We start from the raw sequence: 17,024 nt of genomic DNA on the forward strand, positions 1-17,024 counted from the left end.
AATAAAAGAACTAGTTCTCATCAGAACTTCATTCCAGTCCTGCTTTTTCCTTCACTAAAGCCTCAAACTGCAATAAACTGTCTCTTAATTCACTGTTGGTTACTTCAACCATATCTGAATCCAGATCAAAAAATATTCTTGCCCATGTTCCGGTTGGCAGTCCGGAAGGTGTGTAGTCACCAGCCAGCTCATTTTCGTTATGAAGAGCTGAATAGAAGTAATTAAAAAGATCCACAGTTTCGGTATTCTGTTCCAGAATTACATCTTTGCTAATATTGCTGAAATTAAAATACGTAATATGTGCTTTTAGCTTTCCGTTATTAACGGTTTCATAGAGATCAAAATGCAGACTACCGGCGCCGTCCCGCTCAAAATGCATGCACCTGTAATACCCGGTAACTGTATCAAGATAATCCTCTTTTTGGCAGGACACTATGCATATGGAAGCAAAAAGCAGCAGGAAAATTACTTTTTTCATGGTTCAAATTATTATCAACAATCAAATATAAGATAAAAACCAGAAAGAAGAATCAGCATAATCATAAATAAATACTGTAATTTCTACAGATCAGTACCTTTTTCCTGTACTGATTTATGCCTTCGTTTTCCAACAGGTTTTTATGCATCTGACAATCAAATAGGGTACCATCGAATAATTCAATAAGTTTCATAAGATATTATATTGGTTAAATGTATGAAATTTCAATAAAATTTCAATGTTTCACGGGTACTGTCAGCAATAGTAAAAGTAATCTATCCTTTAATTTAATTTATCCAGGTAACGTTTTATTTTTCCCGGCTCAAGAGGAACATACCCTGTTGCTCTGATAAATTTCTGGCCATCGGTAAGCGACCAGTTAATGAAATCGATAACAACCGGCTTATCAGGTTTATCTCTTGCTACGATGAAGAGTTCCCGGGAAGGTGGTGATGGATAGTTGCCCTTTTCAATGGCTTCTAAAATAGAATCAAACGTATCATAAAAATCTTCCTCAGGATCAATGATCCCATTTGCATTAAGATCCAGAGGAATTACTTCTATCCCATTTCTTTTCAGTCCGGTATGTATATTGTATATATAAGACGTATTGTTAAAGGCGATCCCCTCCGGATCTTTGATAACCTGTGCTAACAGGGCTGAATCGCCCTGTATTTTTATTCCCTTCAGGTCTTTTTGTTGTCCTCCAAGGTATTTAGCCCATGTACCTGCCGCTCCGGAAGCATCATTGCGCGTATAAACCCGAATTGGTGCTTCGGCATTAAGATCTAAAATTTCGTTCCAGTCAGAAATTGTACCATCAATAAAAATACCTTTAAACTCCTCTTTTTTTAAACCACGGTTTTTAAGGACTTTCAGATAAGGATTATTCAGATAGACCGTTGGTAAAACAGCATTTTTACAAAGACCAACCCACCAAACCCCTTTGTCAATAAATTCCTGTTCTATTACAGAAGAGTATAGTCCTAAATCGACTTTCGATTCCAAAGCATCTGCCATACCCTGCCCGGCTCCTACTGCAGAAATATTAAACTGAACATTTTCATGGTCCTTTTTATATTCCTCAGCCCATTTAACAACCAAGGGATACAGTGCGTATGCTCCGGAAATATTAATCGTATTTTCCTGCTTTTTTTTCGACGTACAAGCCGATAGTATAAAAGCTACCAGTATCAGGTAAATAAAAGATCTCTTTTTCATACTAAACAGATTTTAAACGTATTATTAAAGTTGTATTGTTCTGAATTTTATAAGGACCTTCTACTGGAGATCAGTAATTATAATGCCAATTATCCCCTTCTACCTAACTGTCATACCACCAGTCAGTTCTATCATTCAAATTTACAACATTCCCCAAAATCTTTCACGGTAATTTGTTATGTTTTAGTGTATATTTTCGTACTTCGTTTATTCAGTTTGTATCCGTTATCATTCTTTATACAGATATCCTATCTGACCCGTTAATTTTAAGACCGATTTTAATGACATAACCTTAAGATGTTTTCTATGTCCTCCTGCTTCACCCCGTTTTGATTTAATAGCATTTCTTTCAGGAAAAAGGCTATCAAAGTGTAACAGATGCGGGTAAGACAGCTGCAAATATGGAGGATTAGCGGGTAGATTCAGCCTTTGAAATTAAACCAATTAACAATCTTATCCTGCAGAATAAAAATGAAAGGCAGGTTATACCAGGGATTTATTTGCTGCAAGCATTTTGCACCACCGCTAAAGCTTTTGGCAACACGCGGTTGGTTTCTTTTGATGCATCAAAAAAAAACTACTGGGTGAATCCTGAGCTTGGTGAAGGAGAGGGTGTTAAACCCCACGTAACAGAATGTGATTTCAGTGGTATTATTTATTCTTCACCAATCCCAAATCAGTTGATACATATTGTTTAAGCTTTTTATACGGGATCACAGACCAACCTGCGTCATCGCATTTCCGATTGGATATAGGTGATTTACTTCCCAGGTACAGTCCTTTTTCAGTGAGACACCAGGTTGGAAACTGCCACATTTTCACATTATCGTAGTTGCAGTTCTGTGCATTGACCGAATCCATTTTATCAGGATATTCAGCTTTCATAAGCTCCAGTATTTTAGGTCCGAAAACCTTGTAGCGGTACTGAAACCAGGCATACTCTCCATCGCTCAGTTCAGGCTGTGGTTTTTCTCCAAACCAAAACAGAGATTCCAGAGAAACAGGTGCTGCATTTTCTATGTAAAATGTGTTGTAACTGATTAAATCCTGAGCAGGACTTCCATAACACGCTGCGTTGGACGTAACCTTATAGCTGATTAGTTTGCTGCTTAAATACTTAACCTCATATTCATAACGATAATCACCTGGAGTTCCCAGGTAAACACAACCATACCTGTTATTTATAGCCGTCAACAGTTCCGCCTGCAGTTTTATATTTACGGAATCAACCTCCGGCAGCCTTTTGTCATTCGGGATCAGGCGAAACCATTTTATTCCTGTCATTGGTTCAAGCTCATTCATGATGTAAGTCCCCTTCCCTATTTTCTCTTTTTTCAGGTCGATGAGCTTAATATCTTTCGTTCTGTATGCGGCAAAAGGAGAAACACCATATTTCAGAATAGCTTCAATAAACGGATGATTCAGTTCTTTCACATCAATACGGCTCAGTTTAACCTCCATAACCGATCCATCTTCCTCCGTCCAGGTACCTCTCCATACATCCAAATGTATTTCTTTTATATCCAACACATTACCGCGTGTATTAGCATTAGAATATTCATCATATACAATAGCATGCAGTTCAAATGTTGTATCAGGCAAAATAGCGCCTTCCATAACCTTATCATACTTATGATCGGGTGTAAAATAGCGGGCCATACAATTATTTCCATATTCATCAATCTGTATGGCCACAGGTTGATCACCAAACGTTCCGTGCAGGAAATAAGAGTTCTCCCGGTGGGCAAAAAGAGATGTAATATGCATAAAGACAAACAGAATGATAAGATATATGAAGCGCATAACTTATTTTTGACGTTTAAACAGTGATTGTAAAACAATAAATATACAATCTTGTTTCAAAAGAAGTATTAATCCGGGATTTTCACAAAATAATGGATCAGTTCTTATTCTATCTCGAACAAGGAATTAACCACATTACGGACCTTAATGGTCTGGATCATATGGTATTCATTATTACTTTATGTGCTGTTTATACGCTTAGGCAGTGGAAACAGATTTTAATTCTCATTACCGCATTTACACTTGGACATACTTCAACACTGGCATTAGCCGGGTTGAATATCATATCGGTTAATCAAAAACTGGTGGAAACATTGATCCCAGTAACTATTCTTTTAACCAGCATTTACAACATTGTTAAAAAAAGCGCCCCGGATAAAAAGTTTCAGATTAATTATTTTCTGGCGCTTTTTTTCGGTCTGATCCATGGCATGGGCTTTTCGAATTTCTTCAGAGCCATGATGATGGGTATTTCGGATGACTCAATTGTATTTCCGTTATTCTCATTTAATGTGGGTATTGAGGTGGGGCAACTGATAATCGTCAGTCTGTTCCTGATCGCAAATCTTATTTTGTCTACCCTCTTTACCATAAAACACCGCGACTGGAATCTGGTTATTTCAGGTGCTGGCGGTGGTATTGCCGCAACCATGATTATTAAAGCATTGTTTTTAGGGTGAAATCGTTAAAATCCATAGGACTTTTGTTGATCCTGCTGATTCCGGGAGGCTTACTTTATGCACATCCCATAAAAATGACCACGGGAAAACTACAGATTGATACCAAAGACAAAAACTGCATTCTCACCCTGAATTTCTTCATTGATGATTTTGAAAGTGCCCTTCGGCAGATCTATCCGCAGCCGGCGTTTAATTATGATGAACCGGGAGAAATCATGAAGGCAACCATTTATGAATACATTAGCTCCAATTTTGAACTAAAACTGGATGATACCATAATTAGATTCGATTTGGGATCCATTAAAAAGATTGAAGATAATGTATGTCAGGTAAAGCTTAACGGAAATTTCACTAACCTGTCTGATTTTAATCTCATAACCGTGAAAGACATACTGCTCTTTTCATCCTTCAGCAAACAGTCCAATATCTTACATGTGTTTATCGACAACGGATCACATAAGATTCTGCAGTTTTATCCCGGTGTTCCGGTAAGGATTGAAAAATTATAGTTAATAAACGTTTCGCTCTTTTTACTTATACTGAGTATGAATTATTAAGCTACTACGAATCCGTTTATTTTTTTCTTATTTTAGTAGCATTGTTGAGATACATTTAACCTAATATTACTTGCTATGTTACGAAGATTATTACTTGTTGTATTCATTTCAACTTGCTTTATGTATAATTTGCTGTCTCAAACCCAGGACAGTATTGTTGATAAGGGTATAAAATTATACGACGAACAAAAATACCCAGAAGCCATTGAAGTATTTAAAACTGTAGATGAAAATGATTCTGCTTACACCCGCATGTTATATGAGCTGGCTATTACTCACCTGGCTGAGGATGATTACAATCAGACCATAGAGACCTGTCAAAAGGGAATGACAGAACCTTCAACCTATGACGGTTTGTTTTTGGCGACTATGGCAACGGCATTTGATAATATGGGTAAAAAAGATTCAGCCATTTCATATTATAGCAAAGCAATTGCTAAAAAGCCATTTAATTATTTGAACCATTATAATCTTGGATATACTTATTATAATATTGGGGATATGGAGAAAGCTACAAAATGTTTCCAGGAAGCACTCAGATGCAATCCCTTTCATGCCACAAGTCACCTGTTCCTGGGAATAATAAGTGCCCGGCAGCATCAGTTAACAAAGGCAATGCTATCTCTGGAAACCTACCTTATGGTTGAACCTAATTCAAGCAGAAGTAACAAATACCTGGTTTATTTGGATAACATTGCGCAAAGCTATGTGGATACAGCACATGGTGAGTATATTGAACCTTTTCTGGATAATACACTGTTCGAAGAAACTGATCATCTTATTGCATCCAGAATAGTAATTACTGACGAATTTGAACCTGTCATAGATTTTAGTGCAGCTACAGTTAAACAGACACAACTTTTATTCGACAAATTACCGTTCGACACCACAGATAAATCATTTTGGGTTGAGATGTATTTCCCGTTTTTTAAAAGTATTAAAGAAAAAGGATATATGGCACCAATGCTTTACACAATACTAACATCAACCAAAAATAATAAAGTACAGGAGTGGAAAGCAAAAAATGAAAACCTACTTAAAGAGTTTTATAAACTGGGATCTGAACTTACCGCTGTGAAAAACTACAGAGATGTCATTACACCAAACGGTATTGTACATAATATAGTTGAATTCGACAATGACGAACCATACAGCATTGGTGCATATAATTCGGATCAAAAGGAAGAAGGTTACTGGCAGTATTTTAATAACAATGGAGGTTTGAAAGCCTGCGGAAATTACATTAATGGGGAAAAGAACGGAACATGGTTATATTATACATCGGAAGGAAACCTGGAATTTAAACAGGATTTGACGGGTGGTAAAGTAAACGGGATGGAATATAAATACTTTCCGAATGGAAAGATCAGATATGAAGTGGCCTACATAGACGATATTCCTGATGGCATAGTAAAATTCTATAACAAGACCGGGCAACTTGATGAAATAAATTATTTCAAGGACGGAACGCGAAACGGACCTGCAATAGGCTTTTACGATAACGGTGATACCTCTTTTATCTACAACTATCTTGATGGTGAAATAAATGGCCTGTATAAAACTTACCATTATGATCAAAAGATTTATTTAATCTCTAGGTATAAAAACGGAAAAGAAGAAGGAGAAGAAACAACCTATCATCCAAACGGAAATGTTAGTTCAAAAGGTAGTTACATAAACGGTAAAGAAACAGGACTCTGGCAATATTTTTCTGATAATAATATATTACTGAGCGAATACCTTTACAATGACACAATTTTAAAATCAATTACCCAGTACTATGAAAATGGGAAGATTCAACAAATTACGCCATATAATGATGCAGGAAACATTGACGGGGAATTAAAATCCTTTGACAGAGAAGGAAATCATTTCTCCACAGAAGTATATGAAGACGGAAGTATATTAAAACTGATTAATTATACAGGTGATAAAGAAAGAGACAGTTATAGTTCTGATGATATGTCATTTGAGTTTGTAACCTACTACCCTGATGGTCCGGTCGCCAGAAAGGGAAACATCCGAAATGGAAAACTTGACGGTACCATAAAGGATTTCTGGCGAAATGGTAATCTGAAAACAATATCTTATTATAAGGACGGGACAAAACTTCCCAGGGAAGAAAATTACTACATAAACGGGACTTTAATAGCCAAAACATCAGAAGCAGGCACGTATGGAATAAGCAAATATGAAACCTATTACAACAACAGCAATATTAAAAGTTCAGGGTATTTAAAGGATGGCTCTTTTACCGGCCAATATCTGCAATATAATCCACTGGGCCAAAAATCATTTAAGAGCTATTACGTTAATAACGAACCAAACGGATGGTCAACCTACTTTTTAAATGACACCATAATAACTTCACGCTATCAAAACAAAAAAGGAGATTTGGTAAGGGTTGATTATTATGACGAAGCCGGAAACATATATTGTACTAACAATTATGATAAAAAGCCAATATTTGAATCCTATAGTCTGACTGGCGAATTAAGGGGCTCTGTAAATGTTTATAATTATTGCTTTTACGACACATTAAAATGGTTTTACCCAAATGGAAATATTGAGTCTGAAATGTATTTTTTCAACGATCAAAGACAGGGTGATTATAACAGATATTACTTATCGGGAAAACTGCGGCAAAAAGGGAAATACCGCTATGATAAAAAACACGGATTATGGGTTTCGTTTTACGAGAATGGCTTGCCCGAAGATTCATCATATTATATTGATGATAATAGATTTTACCGTAGGACTTCTTATTATGAGAATGGGAAAATACAAGCTATGTCCATGTATATTAATGATGAGATGGATGGTTATACCACATTATGGGATTACAATGGAAACTTGCAAATCAGGATTTTATACAAGGGAGACGAAATTATTTCATATCAAACACCCTTATCTTCTGGTTGGTCTGAACCTATACAGATAAAAACCGGTAATGAACTGATAAAATCATACTTCCCTAACGGGAAAATTGCATACGAAATGCAACTCAAAGATTTTTGTCCCAATGGCGAACAAATATTGTATGCCGCAAACGGCAAAATAATATCACAGGCAGAATATTCATGCGGTTCATTAAACGGTAAACATACATATTACTACGCCAATGGAAATGTAAAATCAGAGGGAAGTTATATTATGGGTGACAGGTATGGTTTATTTAGTGAATTTTACGAGAATGGAAAACTACGCAATACTACAGAATTCAATCAGGACGATATAAACGGAGAAGATGTTTTTTATGATAACACAGGAAAGCATAACAGAACTGAAATTTATTTCAACAACAGATTTATGAAAATGAAAGAATAATTAAGAAAGCAATTTGATTTGAAAAATATAAAAAAAATATATTGGGTTATTTCAGGAATTATTTTAACTCAGACATGTTTGGCAGCGAAAATAAAAATACCTGACATTAAAGATATGACTGCCAGATACAGCAATCAAAATGCAGTGTTCCTGTATAATAATAAAGATATCACATTTGATATTGTTAACGATTCACTAAAGATTTTTCAGCACAACGAGGAAGCAATAATGCTACTTAACGAACATTCCAAAAACGGTGCTAAGAATCATATCTATTTTGGAAAATTCAATTCAGTAAATAATGTAAATACATATACATATTACCTTTCAAAAGGAAAATACAAAAAAGCTGAGGCTACAAACAAAAAAACTACAAATAACATCGGCAACTCTGTATTTTATGATGATTCCAAGCAAATTGAAATCACCTATCCCATGGTAAATAAAGGTTCAGTTATGATTATGGCTTATGATGAGGTCATAAAAGACGCTCATTTTTCAGACTTGTTTTATTTTCAATCCTCTGTGCCTACGGAACGTACAGTCCTTACCGTTAAAGTACATGATAATATAAAAGTTGAGTTCAAAAAATTTAATTTTGACAGGGTGCACATTGCCTGCGATTCAACGCATAAAGGGAAATACACCATTTATACCTTTACAGGGGACAATATGCCTGCAGCAAAATATGGCAATAATTACACCAGCATTCGCCATCTCTGGCCACATATTCACATGCTCGTTAACGAAGTCAGGCTTTCTGATAGAACCGAACGGTATTTTGAAACGACAGATGATCTTTTTACCTATTACAATGGCTTTATCAAAACAATTGACACCACTTATTCTGAAGAGTTTAAAGTCAAAGTAAAGGAAATTACACAGAACTGCATTTCAGACAATGATAAAGCGAAAGCTATTCTTTATTGGGTTCAGGATAATATTAAATATGTTGCTTTTGAGGATGGATACAGAGGATTTATACCCCATAGTTCTCAAAAAGTTTTTGATCAGAGGTATGGTGACTGCAAGGATATGACCAGTATTATAGTCGGAATGATGAAAGTTGCCGGGTTGCCCTGTTATTACAGTTGGGTTGGTACAAGAGACATACCTTATACCTATGAAGAATTACCAACAATAGCAGCAGATAATCACATGGTAGCAGCCTATTTAACCAGGGATTCTTTAATTATTTTAGATGGCACAATGGATATGTATGAATTTGGATATGTTCCACATCACATTCAGGGAAAAGAAGTGCTTATCCGTTTATCCGATAAAGATTACACCATAAAATATTTACCTGTAACGCCTTTTACTGAAAGCCGGATTATTGATTCCTTAAGTATCCGCATTAAAGGATCTTCAGTTACCGGAGTTGCTCAAAAGCGCTGGGAAGGTTATAACCGTTACGAAATTTCCAGTACGTTGGATGGCGTAAAAAATGATAAACTCAACAAAACATTAAATAAGATTCTGGTTCTTGGGAATAATACGTTTATCGTTAATAATTTTAATATCCCGGATATTAAAGACAGAGACAATCCCATAATTATTGATTATTCATTTAATGTCACTGACTACGTGCAAAATCTGGGTAATGAAATATACATTAATTTAAATCTGGATAAAGAATTTGCTGAATATAAAATTGACACAACCTTCTCATGCAGGCCATTTGCAAACGACTTTAAATTCAATGAAACTACTATATCATCATTAGAGATACCTGACGGTTTTAAAGTCAGTTATGTTCCGGAAAACATTTCATATCAGAATCCGTATTTTAGTTTTAAAATTGAATATTCCCAAAATAATAACCGTATCACTCAACATAAAACAATTATTATGAATTTACTTGATCTTGAGCCGAAGGATTTTTCTGAGTGGGATAAAATGATTCTGGAATTGAATAAAGCATATAATCAGACTGTAGGATTAGAAAAAATTTAAACCAACGACTATGAAAAAATTATTTCTTTTACTGTTTTTGGCATCACAGATAATTGCTCAGGCAAAAGGATTTGAAACCACCGATTGGGAAACTTCACCGGATTACAAAACACTACCGGATTCTTTGATGAACGAAAATGTTATTTGTTTGAACCTGAATATAGCATATGACTTCAGACACGGAGATGATGGAAACCTTTATGCATACGAAACAGAACATAAAGTATATCGCATCCTGAATGAAGAATCCATTCAGAGTTTTAATAAATACTATATGTATGATGAGTCCGTACTTGAATATATAACCATAAAGGCACGGACAATTTCCTCCGATGGTACAATAAAGGAATTTGACAAGTCCAACATAAAAGAAATAACAGATGAGGAAACCGGGAAAAAATATAAGATCTTCGCTGTTGATGGTATAGAAGAAGGTAATACGGTAGAATATTTTACCGTGATGAAAAAAGAAGCAGAATCCTTTGGACGAAATTACTTTCAATTCGGCTTCCCTGTATTAGAGGCGAGCTACAGTCTTACATGCCCAGAAAAGTTGCGATACCTAATAAAACCTTATAATGGTCACATGACGCAAAGTGAACCGGAAATAAAAGATAGTACCGTTTATTATTCCTTAACCGGAGAAAATATTCCGGCAATAAATTCTGAACTCTTTTCGTATTTGAATCCCAATAAAGTTCGGGTAGAATATCGTCTCGACAGAAACCTGTTTAAAGGAAAATATCAGTTAAATACCTGGGATATTGCAGCAAAAATTATTAACAATCAGTTTTCAAACCTGAATAAAAAAGAAGAAGCAGCTCTGGAAAAATTTGTAAAAAAGCTTAAAGTACCCAATGGCGAAAATATAGATAAAATCATTGCCGTGGAAAACATCATAAAAAAGGATTTTCTCATCCAGGAGCAGAACAGCTATATTTATAACGATCTGACCTTTACTATTGGTGAAAAGGTCTCGTCGGATAAAGGTCTTGCCAAATTATATGCTAACATTTTTACAAAGCTCAACATACCTTATAATGTTGTACTAACATGTGAAAGAGATAATGTAAAATTTGACAAATCCTTTCCCAGCTGGAATTACCTTACGACCTATCTCATTTATTTCCCGGAATATGATTTATATCTGACCCCATCCATGCCTTTTCTCAGAGTGGGAATGACCAAAGAAGAAGTTATGGCTCAAAATGCTCTATTCATTCGTAAAGTAAGTGTAGGTAATTTTCATTCAGCCGTTGCCGATATTAAATACATTGAAGAGAACTCTTATTTGGATAACCAAAATAATATCATATCTGATATTACACTTGATGTTGAAAATAATAAGGTTAATATTGATCTTACTAAAAAGTTAAAAGGGTTATCAGGTGGATATTTTGAACTTATTCTGTCATCGATGGATGAAGACCAAAAGTTAAGCACATTTAAAAATCTCTCAGGTTTGGATGATTTAAATCCTGAATTTTCCGATTTTAAAATAATCGATCAGAATAATAACAAATACCAGAATGAATTCGGACTTAATTGTAAAGTCTCTACTCCCGGATTAATTGAAAATGCCGGAAATAAAATCTTATTTAAAATGGGGATGGTTATAGGGCCTCAGGCGGAATTATACCAGGAAGCAGAACGTACACTTCCCGTTGAAAACCAATTTAACCGCAGCTACGACAGAATCTTAACGTTTAATGTTCCAGAGGGTTATAAAATATCCAATCCCGAAGCAGGTATAATTAATGTGGTAAGTTCCAGAGAAGAAGATCCACCCTATGGATTTATATCTGAAGTGGAATATTCCGGCAATACATATACAATTAAAATCCATGAGTTTTATAAAGACCTGCTGGCTCCCATAGAACAATTTGAAGCTTTCAGAAGAGTCGTAAATGCCGCTGCGGACTTTAATAAAGTTGTTCTCGTTCTTGAAAAAACAGATTAAAATCCAAAGTTAAAAATCCCTTCTATTACATAATCCTGATGGCTAAAAGAATAGCCGACTTTGGCTCCTACTTTCCATTCAATCGGATAACGGAACAGATTCATATCTATATACATCGTTCCACCCAGAGCATTATATTCATATTCACCTCGACTGAATTTAAACTGTCCAAGGTCAGCCCAAACGCCAACATTTAATCGTTTAAGATATGCCAGCCAAAATATTTCTGCATCCGCATTTGCCAGGGGAAACAGGTATTCAAAGCCTATGCGGTAATTATCCTTGCCATATCCGGAATTTGTTAGTGTACTCCATCCTATTGGCATGGATAAGGGTTGTGTAAATACCATTCCGTATGGTTGATCCTTACTCAGGTGCAGAAAAGTAAGATTCAGTTGAAGACTATGATTTACTTCAAAACCAGGCAGATAAAAACTGACTTCAGCCCCTGAATATATTTGAGAATCTTCAGAGCCTGACATTTTATAGTGCCTATCAAATTTTTGCAGGATTGCCGTAATTTCATATCCCCAGTTTGTTCTAAGGTTCCGGTAAGCGTTTTGTTTCAACCAGGAATGATACAATCCAATACCATAAAATGTTCTGGTTCCCTGGCCTCTGTCAAATTCTATTGAACCGGTATTCTGAAATGTATACCTGTCTGTTGCATAGCTACCGTAGATAAAAGGAGATAATGTAATATACTCTGAAAGATGCCTGAAGACAAACGGGAATTCTACCTTGCCCTCGAACCGCAAGGCATTGATATCTGTACTCACATCATACCCGTATCCTGTTTCATCAATAACTAAAATATTTTGGTTCCATGCACCATAATAGGTGTTAAAATGAATCACAGGAAGAAAACCGCGGTAGATGTAGTTAAAGAAATATTTCTCATCCTTATTGGTCGCTGCAAAATTAACTCCAACCGACATTGTTGCATCATTCAGCATGCTTTGAGACAGCAACGACACACCAGGTAAATATGCCTGTCCACCAAGTTGATAGGCAGCACCGGGTATCCAGCTGTGAAAATTAAACTGATGTGCAAATTTATTGTACCGGCTAATGCTGTATTCTGTTGAATCTTTTTCTTTGAAATCAACTTTACCTAACTCCATTTCAGCCAGATTTCGGTAAAGGTTAGGGGCATAATTGGGCACCTCTGTAAGGTTTTGATTAAGCATCTGATTGTCATTTTGTTTGACAACCTCGTTTCCTTTCCATGTGTAATCAAGGTACACCAGATCACCATCAATAAAAGTAGGTGATATTGCCCCAAACCTTGAATTAGTAATACGTACAGGTTCTCCTCCGGTAAGAGGTATCTGGTAGATATTTTCTATTCCGGACCAATCCCCTGAAAAAAATACATATTCGCCTGTCACATAAGGATGCTTGAAATCCATATTATCGGGCCCAAATAAAATCTTCTCCTCTTTAAAATCATTCCAGCACAGTATTTTGCCACCATCTGTGATTTTGATATATACCAGTGACTTTCCGTCCGGAGTCCATTTTGGAGTAATAATATACCCGTTATTATCATTTTTAAGCCGCTTAATTATGCTGCCATTCTGCGGATTAAGGATTACCAGATTACAACCATTCAGATCATTCATTTCTACTGCAGCAATCTGATCCTTTACAGGATTAAATACCGGACTGTAATAGCTGTTGTAATGCGTCAACCTTTTATTCTTGAACTTTTGCATATCATATACATAAACAGCCTGCTGACTTTCCTGCTCCCATCTTGCATTCGGCATTTCAAGAGTATACAACAACTTATGATCCTTAACATCAAAATACTTCCCATTGCTGTACCCCAGCGATAAAACAGGTACCACAAAACCGGATGTGTCAATTTTCACGATCTGAGGCACACGGCTCAGATTACTTTGATATGCGTAAAGATCAGATCCCTCTTCTGTTATGTATTCCAAACCTGAATAATCCTTTGACGTGTAAATTATTTCCGGCTGATCAGCCTTTACGAGTTGATCCTGTGCTTTCCATAATTCCATAAGGGTATCTGCCGCAAATTTGTAATATTTAAGCTTTCGTGTATCCTTTAAACCGTTACTACGCCTTGAAAAGGGCCAGATATACCATGGATACCGGGCAATTTTATCCAGCTTTGTTTTAAATATATCAGGATCACGAAAAACCCTGTTAGCAGCAACTATCTGGTAGCCGGTAGCATAATGGTCAGGTATAAAATCCCGGTACGATCCAAGAATCATCTTATCGTATCCCGGATTTCCTTTTTGCAGAAAATATGCGCGCATTTCCTTTTCAAAGGAAGCTTGTCTACCCCGTCCGAAGTCTGAAAGCGCTGTTTCAGTAACAACCGCATCACCTTCCATAAACCAGTTTGGGATATATAAGCCAACCGGGAAAGAATATCCCATTTGTCCGGTCAACCAGATGGGAAGTTTGGATGCCCCCCTGTACATACTGGTAAACTGAACCACATGTCTGCCTTCGTGCAAAATCAGTTGTTCATCCCAGGCCTGCCCGTAACTGTCCTGATAAGGCTTGGTCCATAATTCTACCTTATTAGGAGCTACAGCGGTCATACCATTGGCAACAGCAGAATGTGTGCGTAGCACATAAGTAAATTTTTTAGGTTCAAAACCAAGCGAATAATTGACGTATTTATACGCCTTTTCAAGCTTCATAGCGTATTCAATAGCCTGACTTTCATAATTCTCAGAATAAATTACAATGTAATGCAATGTTTCTATTTTTTTCCAGTCTATCGAGGATCGATCCGTGCCGGCATTCACAAATTGAGCATAAATATTGGGGACTGAGACATAAAAAAATATCAAAAGCAATATTTTAGTCATGTTTTTAAAAGATTTTTGTAGGTTTATTACCATAACTTTGTATAAAAATTCAGGGATGGAAAAATTTATCATTTACCAGGCATTTACAAGACTATTCGGAAACAAAAATAATACAAATAAACCTTCCGGCACCATTAGGGAGAACGGATGTGGAAAATTTAACGATTTCACATCCGAAGCATTTAAAGGAATTAAAGAACTCGGGGCAACCCATATCTGGTATACCGGGATTCTTGAGCATGCAAGCAAGACCGGATATCCGGAATTCGGAATTCAGGCCTCTCCGGCTGAAATTGTAAAGGGCCAGGCCGGTTCGCCCTATGCCATAAGGGATTACTATGACGTATGCCCTGATCTTGCTGAAGATGTGCCTAACCGGATGGGGGAATTCGAGAACCTGGTAAACAGAACGCATGAAGCAGACCTGAAGGTCATCATTGATTTTGTACCTAATCATGTTTCAAGACTCTATAAATCAGACGCCAAGCCTGAAGGCGTATTTTGTCTGGGTGAACATGACAACCAGGCTGAAGCTTTCAGTCCCAAAAACAACTATTATTACATACCGGGACAGCCACTTCGTCTTCCAAATACGACTGATCCTGTTCAAAGGGGCGTCTTTTATGAATTTCCTGCAAAAGTAACAGGCAATGACAGCTTTACTGCTAATCCTGAAGAACACGATTGGTATGAAACCGTAAAACTGAATTACGGGGTTGATTATTTAAACGGACATGCTAAATATTTTGATCCGGTCCCAAACACCTGGTACAAAATGCTTGAAATCCTTTCATTCTGGACAGACAAAGGCATTGATGGATTTCGCTGTGATATGGCAGAAATGGTTCCTGTTGAATTCTGGGAATGGGTCATACCACAAATCAAGGAAAAGAATCCTTCTCTTATTTTCATTGCAGAGGTATATAATCCTCAATTATACAGGGAATACATTCATAAAGGCAGGTTTGATTATTTATACGATAAAGTCGGACTTTACGATACGTTAAAAGGTGTTCTGCAAGGTAAACAGTCAGCTACGGACATAACCCGCTGCTGGCAGGATATTGATGACATTAAACAGCACATGCTCAACTTTCTGGAAAACCACGACGAACAACGAATAGCCTCAGAATATTTTATTAATGGCCCATTCGCAATTCTTCCGGCCCTGGTTATTTCCACCTGTTTGCATCCGGGGCCCTACATGCACTATTTTGCTCAGGATGTTGGTGAAAAAGCAGCGGATACTGAAGGATTCAGCGGAAATGACGGACGAACCAGCATATTTGATTACTGGGGTGTAGAGTCTCACCAGCAATGGATGAATAAAGGTGAATTTGATGGTGCAAACTTAACTCAGGAACAGAAACGGTTAAGAAAGCTATATACCGATGTTCTGAATTTTGCGAAAAATGAAAAATGCATCAGTGAAGGACTTTTCTATGGTCTGCAATGGGCCAACAAGGATAATCCGGAATATGACAGTGAAAAAATCTATTCATTTTTACGTTACAACGACAACGAAGTTCTCTTATTCATCTGTAATTTTTCGGATGAAATAAAGGTAGTCAATCTCATCATTCCTGATGATGCCATGGAAATGTCGGGTTTAAAACGCTTATGCCATTTTAAGGGTGAGGAAATCAGTTTTAATTTCGGTTCAACCGAGATAGAATTTGCACAAAAACGTTTTTTAAGACTGAATCACGAAACGGAAGCAAGAGATGTTTTAATCTACCGGATCAGGAAATAAGTTTGTCGTCCAGAATAAAGTTATCAAGCGTTGTATTTTTTAAAATAGAAATAAACTGTTTTCTGGCGCTGTCAAATGACGTATGCAATACACAATGCGAACCTTTCTCTACCGGACAGTTCTCAAAACCCATAATACAACGGTGAACATTTGTAAATCCTTCGAAAGCTTCAACTATTTCTGAGATATAAATTTCTTTACTGGGCTTTACCAATACAAAACCACCTTTACGCCCGTGTATGCTCCTCAACAGATCTTTGTTAGTGAGATCGGTAAGAATACGGCGACAATACTGTAAAGGAATATGTAAATCCTTACTTAACATAGTGGCAGAAACATTCATATCAGGATGTTTTGCCATATGTGTCAGAATCATTAAGGCGTATGTCGTTGTTTTATTAAAAGTCATTGACTCAAACTAAACTAATTCC

Annotated in this window: 11 protein-coding genes; 6 read left to right on the forward strand and 5 right to left on the reverse strand. The window is 36.5% G+C overall.

Annotation, left to right across the window (positions count from 1 at the left end; translation table 11 throughout):
* Positions 1-28: 28 nt before the first annotated feature.
* From ACE1EF_RS03475 to ACE1EF_RS03485, 3 genes are all read right to left on the reverse strand, one after another.
* The gene (locus tag ACE1EF_RS03475) at positions 29-478 is read right to left on the reverse strand and encodes a hypothetical protein (RefSeq protein ID WP_375719224.1); all 450 of its coding nucleotides are present in this window, start codon (positions 476-478) and stop codon (positions 29-31) included.
* A gap of 282 nt (positions 479-760) precedes the next feature.
* On the reverse strand, positions 761-1,699 hold the full coding sequence (locus ACE1EF_RS03480) for a PstS family phosphate ABC transporter substrate-binding protein (protein ID WP_375719225.1): 939 nt from the start codon (positions 1,697-1,699) through the stop codon (positions 761-763).
* Positions 1,700-2,350: 651 nt separating this feature from the next.
* Complete coding sequence (locus ACE1EF_RS03485; RefSeq protein ID WP_375719226.1) at positions 2,351-3,502, reverse strand: hypothetical protein; 1,152 nt, start codon at positions 3,500-3,502, stop codon at positions 2,351-2,353.
* A gap of 92 nt (positions 3,503-3,594) precedes the next feature.
* On the opposite strand from ACE1EF_RS03485, the gene ACE1EF_RS03490 reads away from it, so the two are divergent.
* The 5 genes from ACE1EF_RS03490 (at position 3,595) to ACE1EF_RS03510 (ending at position 11,982) form a co-directional block, all read left to right on the forward strand.
* On the forward strand, positions 3,595-4,182 hold the full coding sequence (locus ACE1EF_RS03490; RefSeq protein WP_375719227.1) for a HupE/UreJ family protein: 588 nt from the start codon (positions 3,595-3,597) through the stop codon (positions 4,180-4,182).
* Entirely contained in the window at positions 4,179-4,691 is a 513-nt protein-coding gene (locus ACE1EF_RS03495; RefSeq protein WP_375719228.1) for a DUF6702 family protein, read from the forward strand. Before ACE1EF_RS03490 ends, ACE1EF_RS03495 begins: the two co-directional genes overlap by 4 nt.
* Positions 4,692-4,814: 123 nt before the next feature.
* The gene (locus tag ACE1EF_RS03500; protein ID WP_375719229.1) at positions 4,815-8,066 is read left to right on the forward strand and encodes a tetratricopeptide repeat protein; all 3,252 of its coding nucleotides are present in this window, start codon (positions 4,815-4,817) and stop codon (positions 8,064-8,066) included.
* A 78-nt stretch (positions 8,067-8,144) separates the two neighbouring features.
* Positions 8,145-10,022, forward strand: a complete 1,878-nt coding sequence (locus tag ACE1EF_RS03505; RefSeq protein WP_375719230.1) for a transglutaminase domain-containing protein — start codon at positions 8,145-8,147, stop codon at positions 10,020-10,022.
* 10 nt (positions 10,023-10,032) lie between these two features.
* Positions 10,033-11,982, forward strand: a complete 1,950-nt coding sequence (locus tag ACE1EF_RS03510) for a DUF3857 domain-containing protein (protein WP_375719231.1) — start codon at positions 10,033-10,035, stop codon at positions 11,980-11,982.
* On the opposite strand, the gene ACE1EF_RS03515 is transcribed toward ACE1EF_RS03510, so the two are convergent.
* Positions 11,979-14,840 carry a TolB family protein gene (locus ACE1EF_RS03515; RefSeq protein WP_375719232.1) on the reverse strand — a complete coding sequence of 954 codons (2,862 nt, stop codon included), beginning with the start codon at positions 14,838-14,840 and terminating at the stop codon, positions 11,979-11,981. The genes ACE1EF_RS03510 and ACE1EF_RS03515 overlap by 4 nt on opposite strands.
* A gap of 55 nt (positions 14,841-14,895) precedes the next feature.
* Between ACE1EF_RS03515 and ACE1EF_RS03520 the strand changes: the two genes are divergently transcribed.
* Positions 14,896-16,593 carry an alpha-amylase family glycosyl hydrolase gene (locus tag ACE1EF_RS03520; protein WP_375719233.1) on the forward strand — a complete coding sequence of 566 codons (1,698 nt, stop codon included), beginning with the start codon at positions 14,896-14,898 and terminating at the stop codon, positions 16,591-16,593.
* Here the strand turns inward: ACE1EF_RS03520 and ACE1EF_RS03525 are convergent.
* On the reverse strand, positions 16,583-17,002 hold the full coding sequence (locus ACE1EF_RS03525) for an RrF2 family transcriptional regulator (protein WP_375719234.1): 420 nt from the start codon (positions 17,000-17,002) through the stop codon (positions 16,583-16,585). The two genes, ACE1EF_RS03520 and ACE1EF_RS03525, sit on opposite strands and share 11 nt — an antisense overlap.
* Positions 17,003-17,024 lie beyond the last annotated feature (22 nt).

Source organism: Quyinboa sediminis (assembly GCF_042219855.1).
Taxonomy (GTDB): Bacteria; Bacteroidota; Bacteroidia; order Bacteroidales; family UBA5342; genus JBHJHP01.

What these genes read in the sequence shown, in the direction of transcription:
- ACE1EF_RS03475 (WP_375719224.1), bottom strand. Translation starts at nt 478, where the DNA reads ATGAAAAAAGTAATTTTCCTGCTGCTTTTTGCTTCCATATGCATAGTG.
- ACE1EF_RS03480 (WP_375719225.1), bottom strand. Translation starts at nt 1,699, where the DNA reads ATGAAAAAGAGATCTTTTATTTACCTGATACTGGTAGCTTTTATACTA.
- ACE1EF_RS03485 (WP_375719226.1), bottom strand. Translation starts at nt 3,502, where the DNA reads ATGCGCTTCATATATCTTATCATTCTGTTTGTCTTTATGCATATTACA.
- ACE1EF_RS03490 (WP_375719227.1), top strand. Translation starts at nt 3,595, where the DNA reads ATGGATCAGTTCTTATTCTATCTCGAACAAGGAATTAACCACATTACG.
- ACE1EF_RS03500 (WP_375719229.1), top strand. Translation starts at nt 4,815, where the DNA reads ATGTTACGAAGATTATTACTTGTTGTATTCATTTCAACTTGCTTTATG.
- ACE1EF_RS03510 (WP_375719231.1), top strand. Translation starts at nt 10,033, where the DNA reads ATGAAAAAATTATTTCTTTTACTGTTTTTGGCATCACAGATAATTGCT.
- ACE1EF_RS03515 (WP_375719232.1), bottom strand. Translation starts at nt 14,840, where the DNA reads ATGACTAAAATATTGCTTTTGATATTTTTTTATGTCTCAGTCCCCAAT.
- ACE1EF_RS03520 (WP_375719233.1), top strand. Translation starts at nt 14,896, where the DNA reads ATGGAAAAATTTATCATTTACCAGGCATTTACAAGACTATTCGGAAAC.
- ACE1EF_RS03525 (WP_375719234.1), bottom strand. Translation starts at nt 17,002, where the DNA reads ATGACTTTTAATAAAACAACGACATACGCCTTAATGATTCTGACACAT.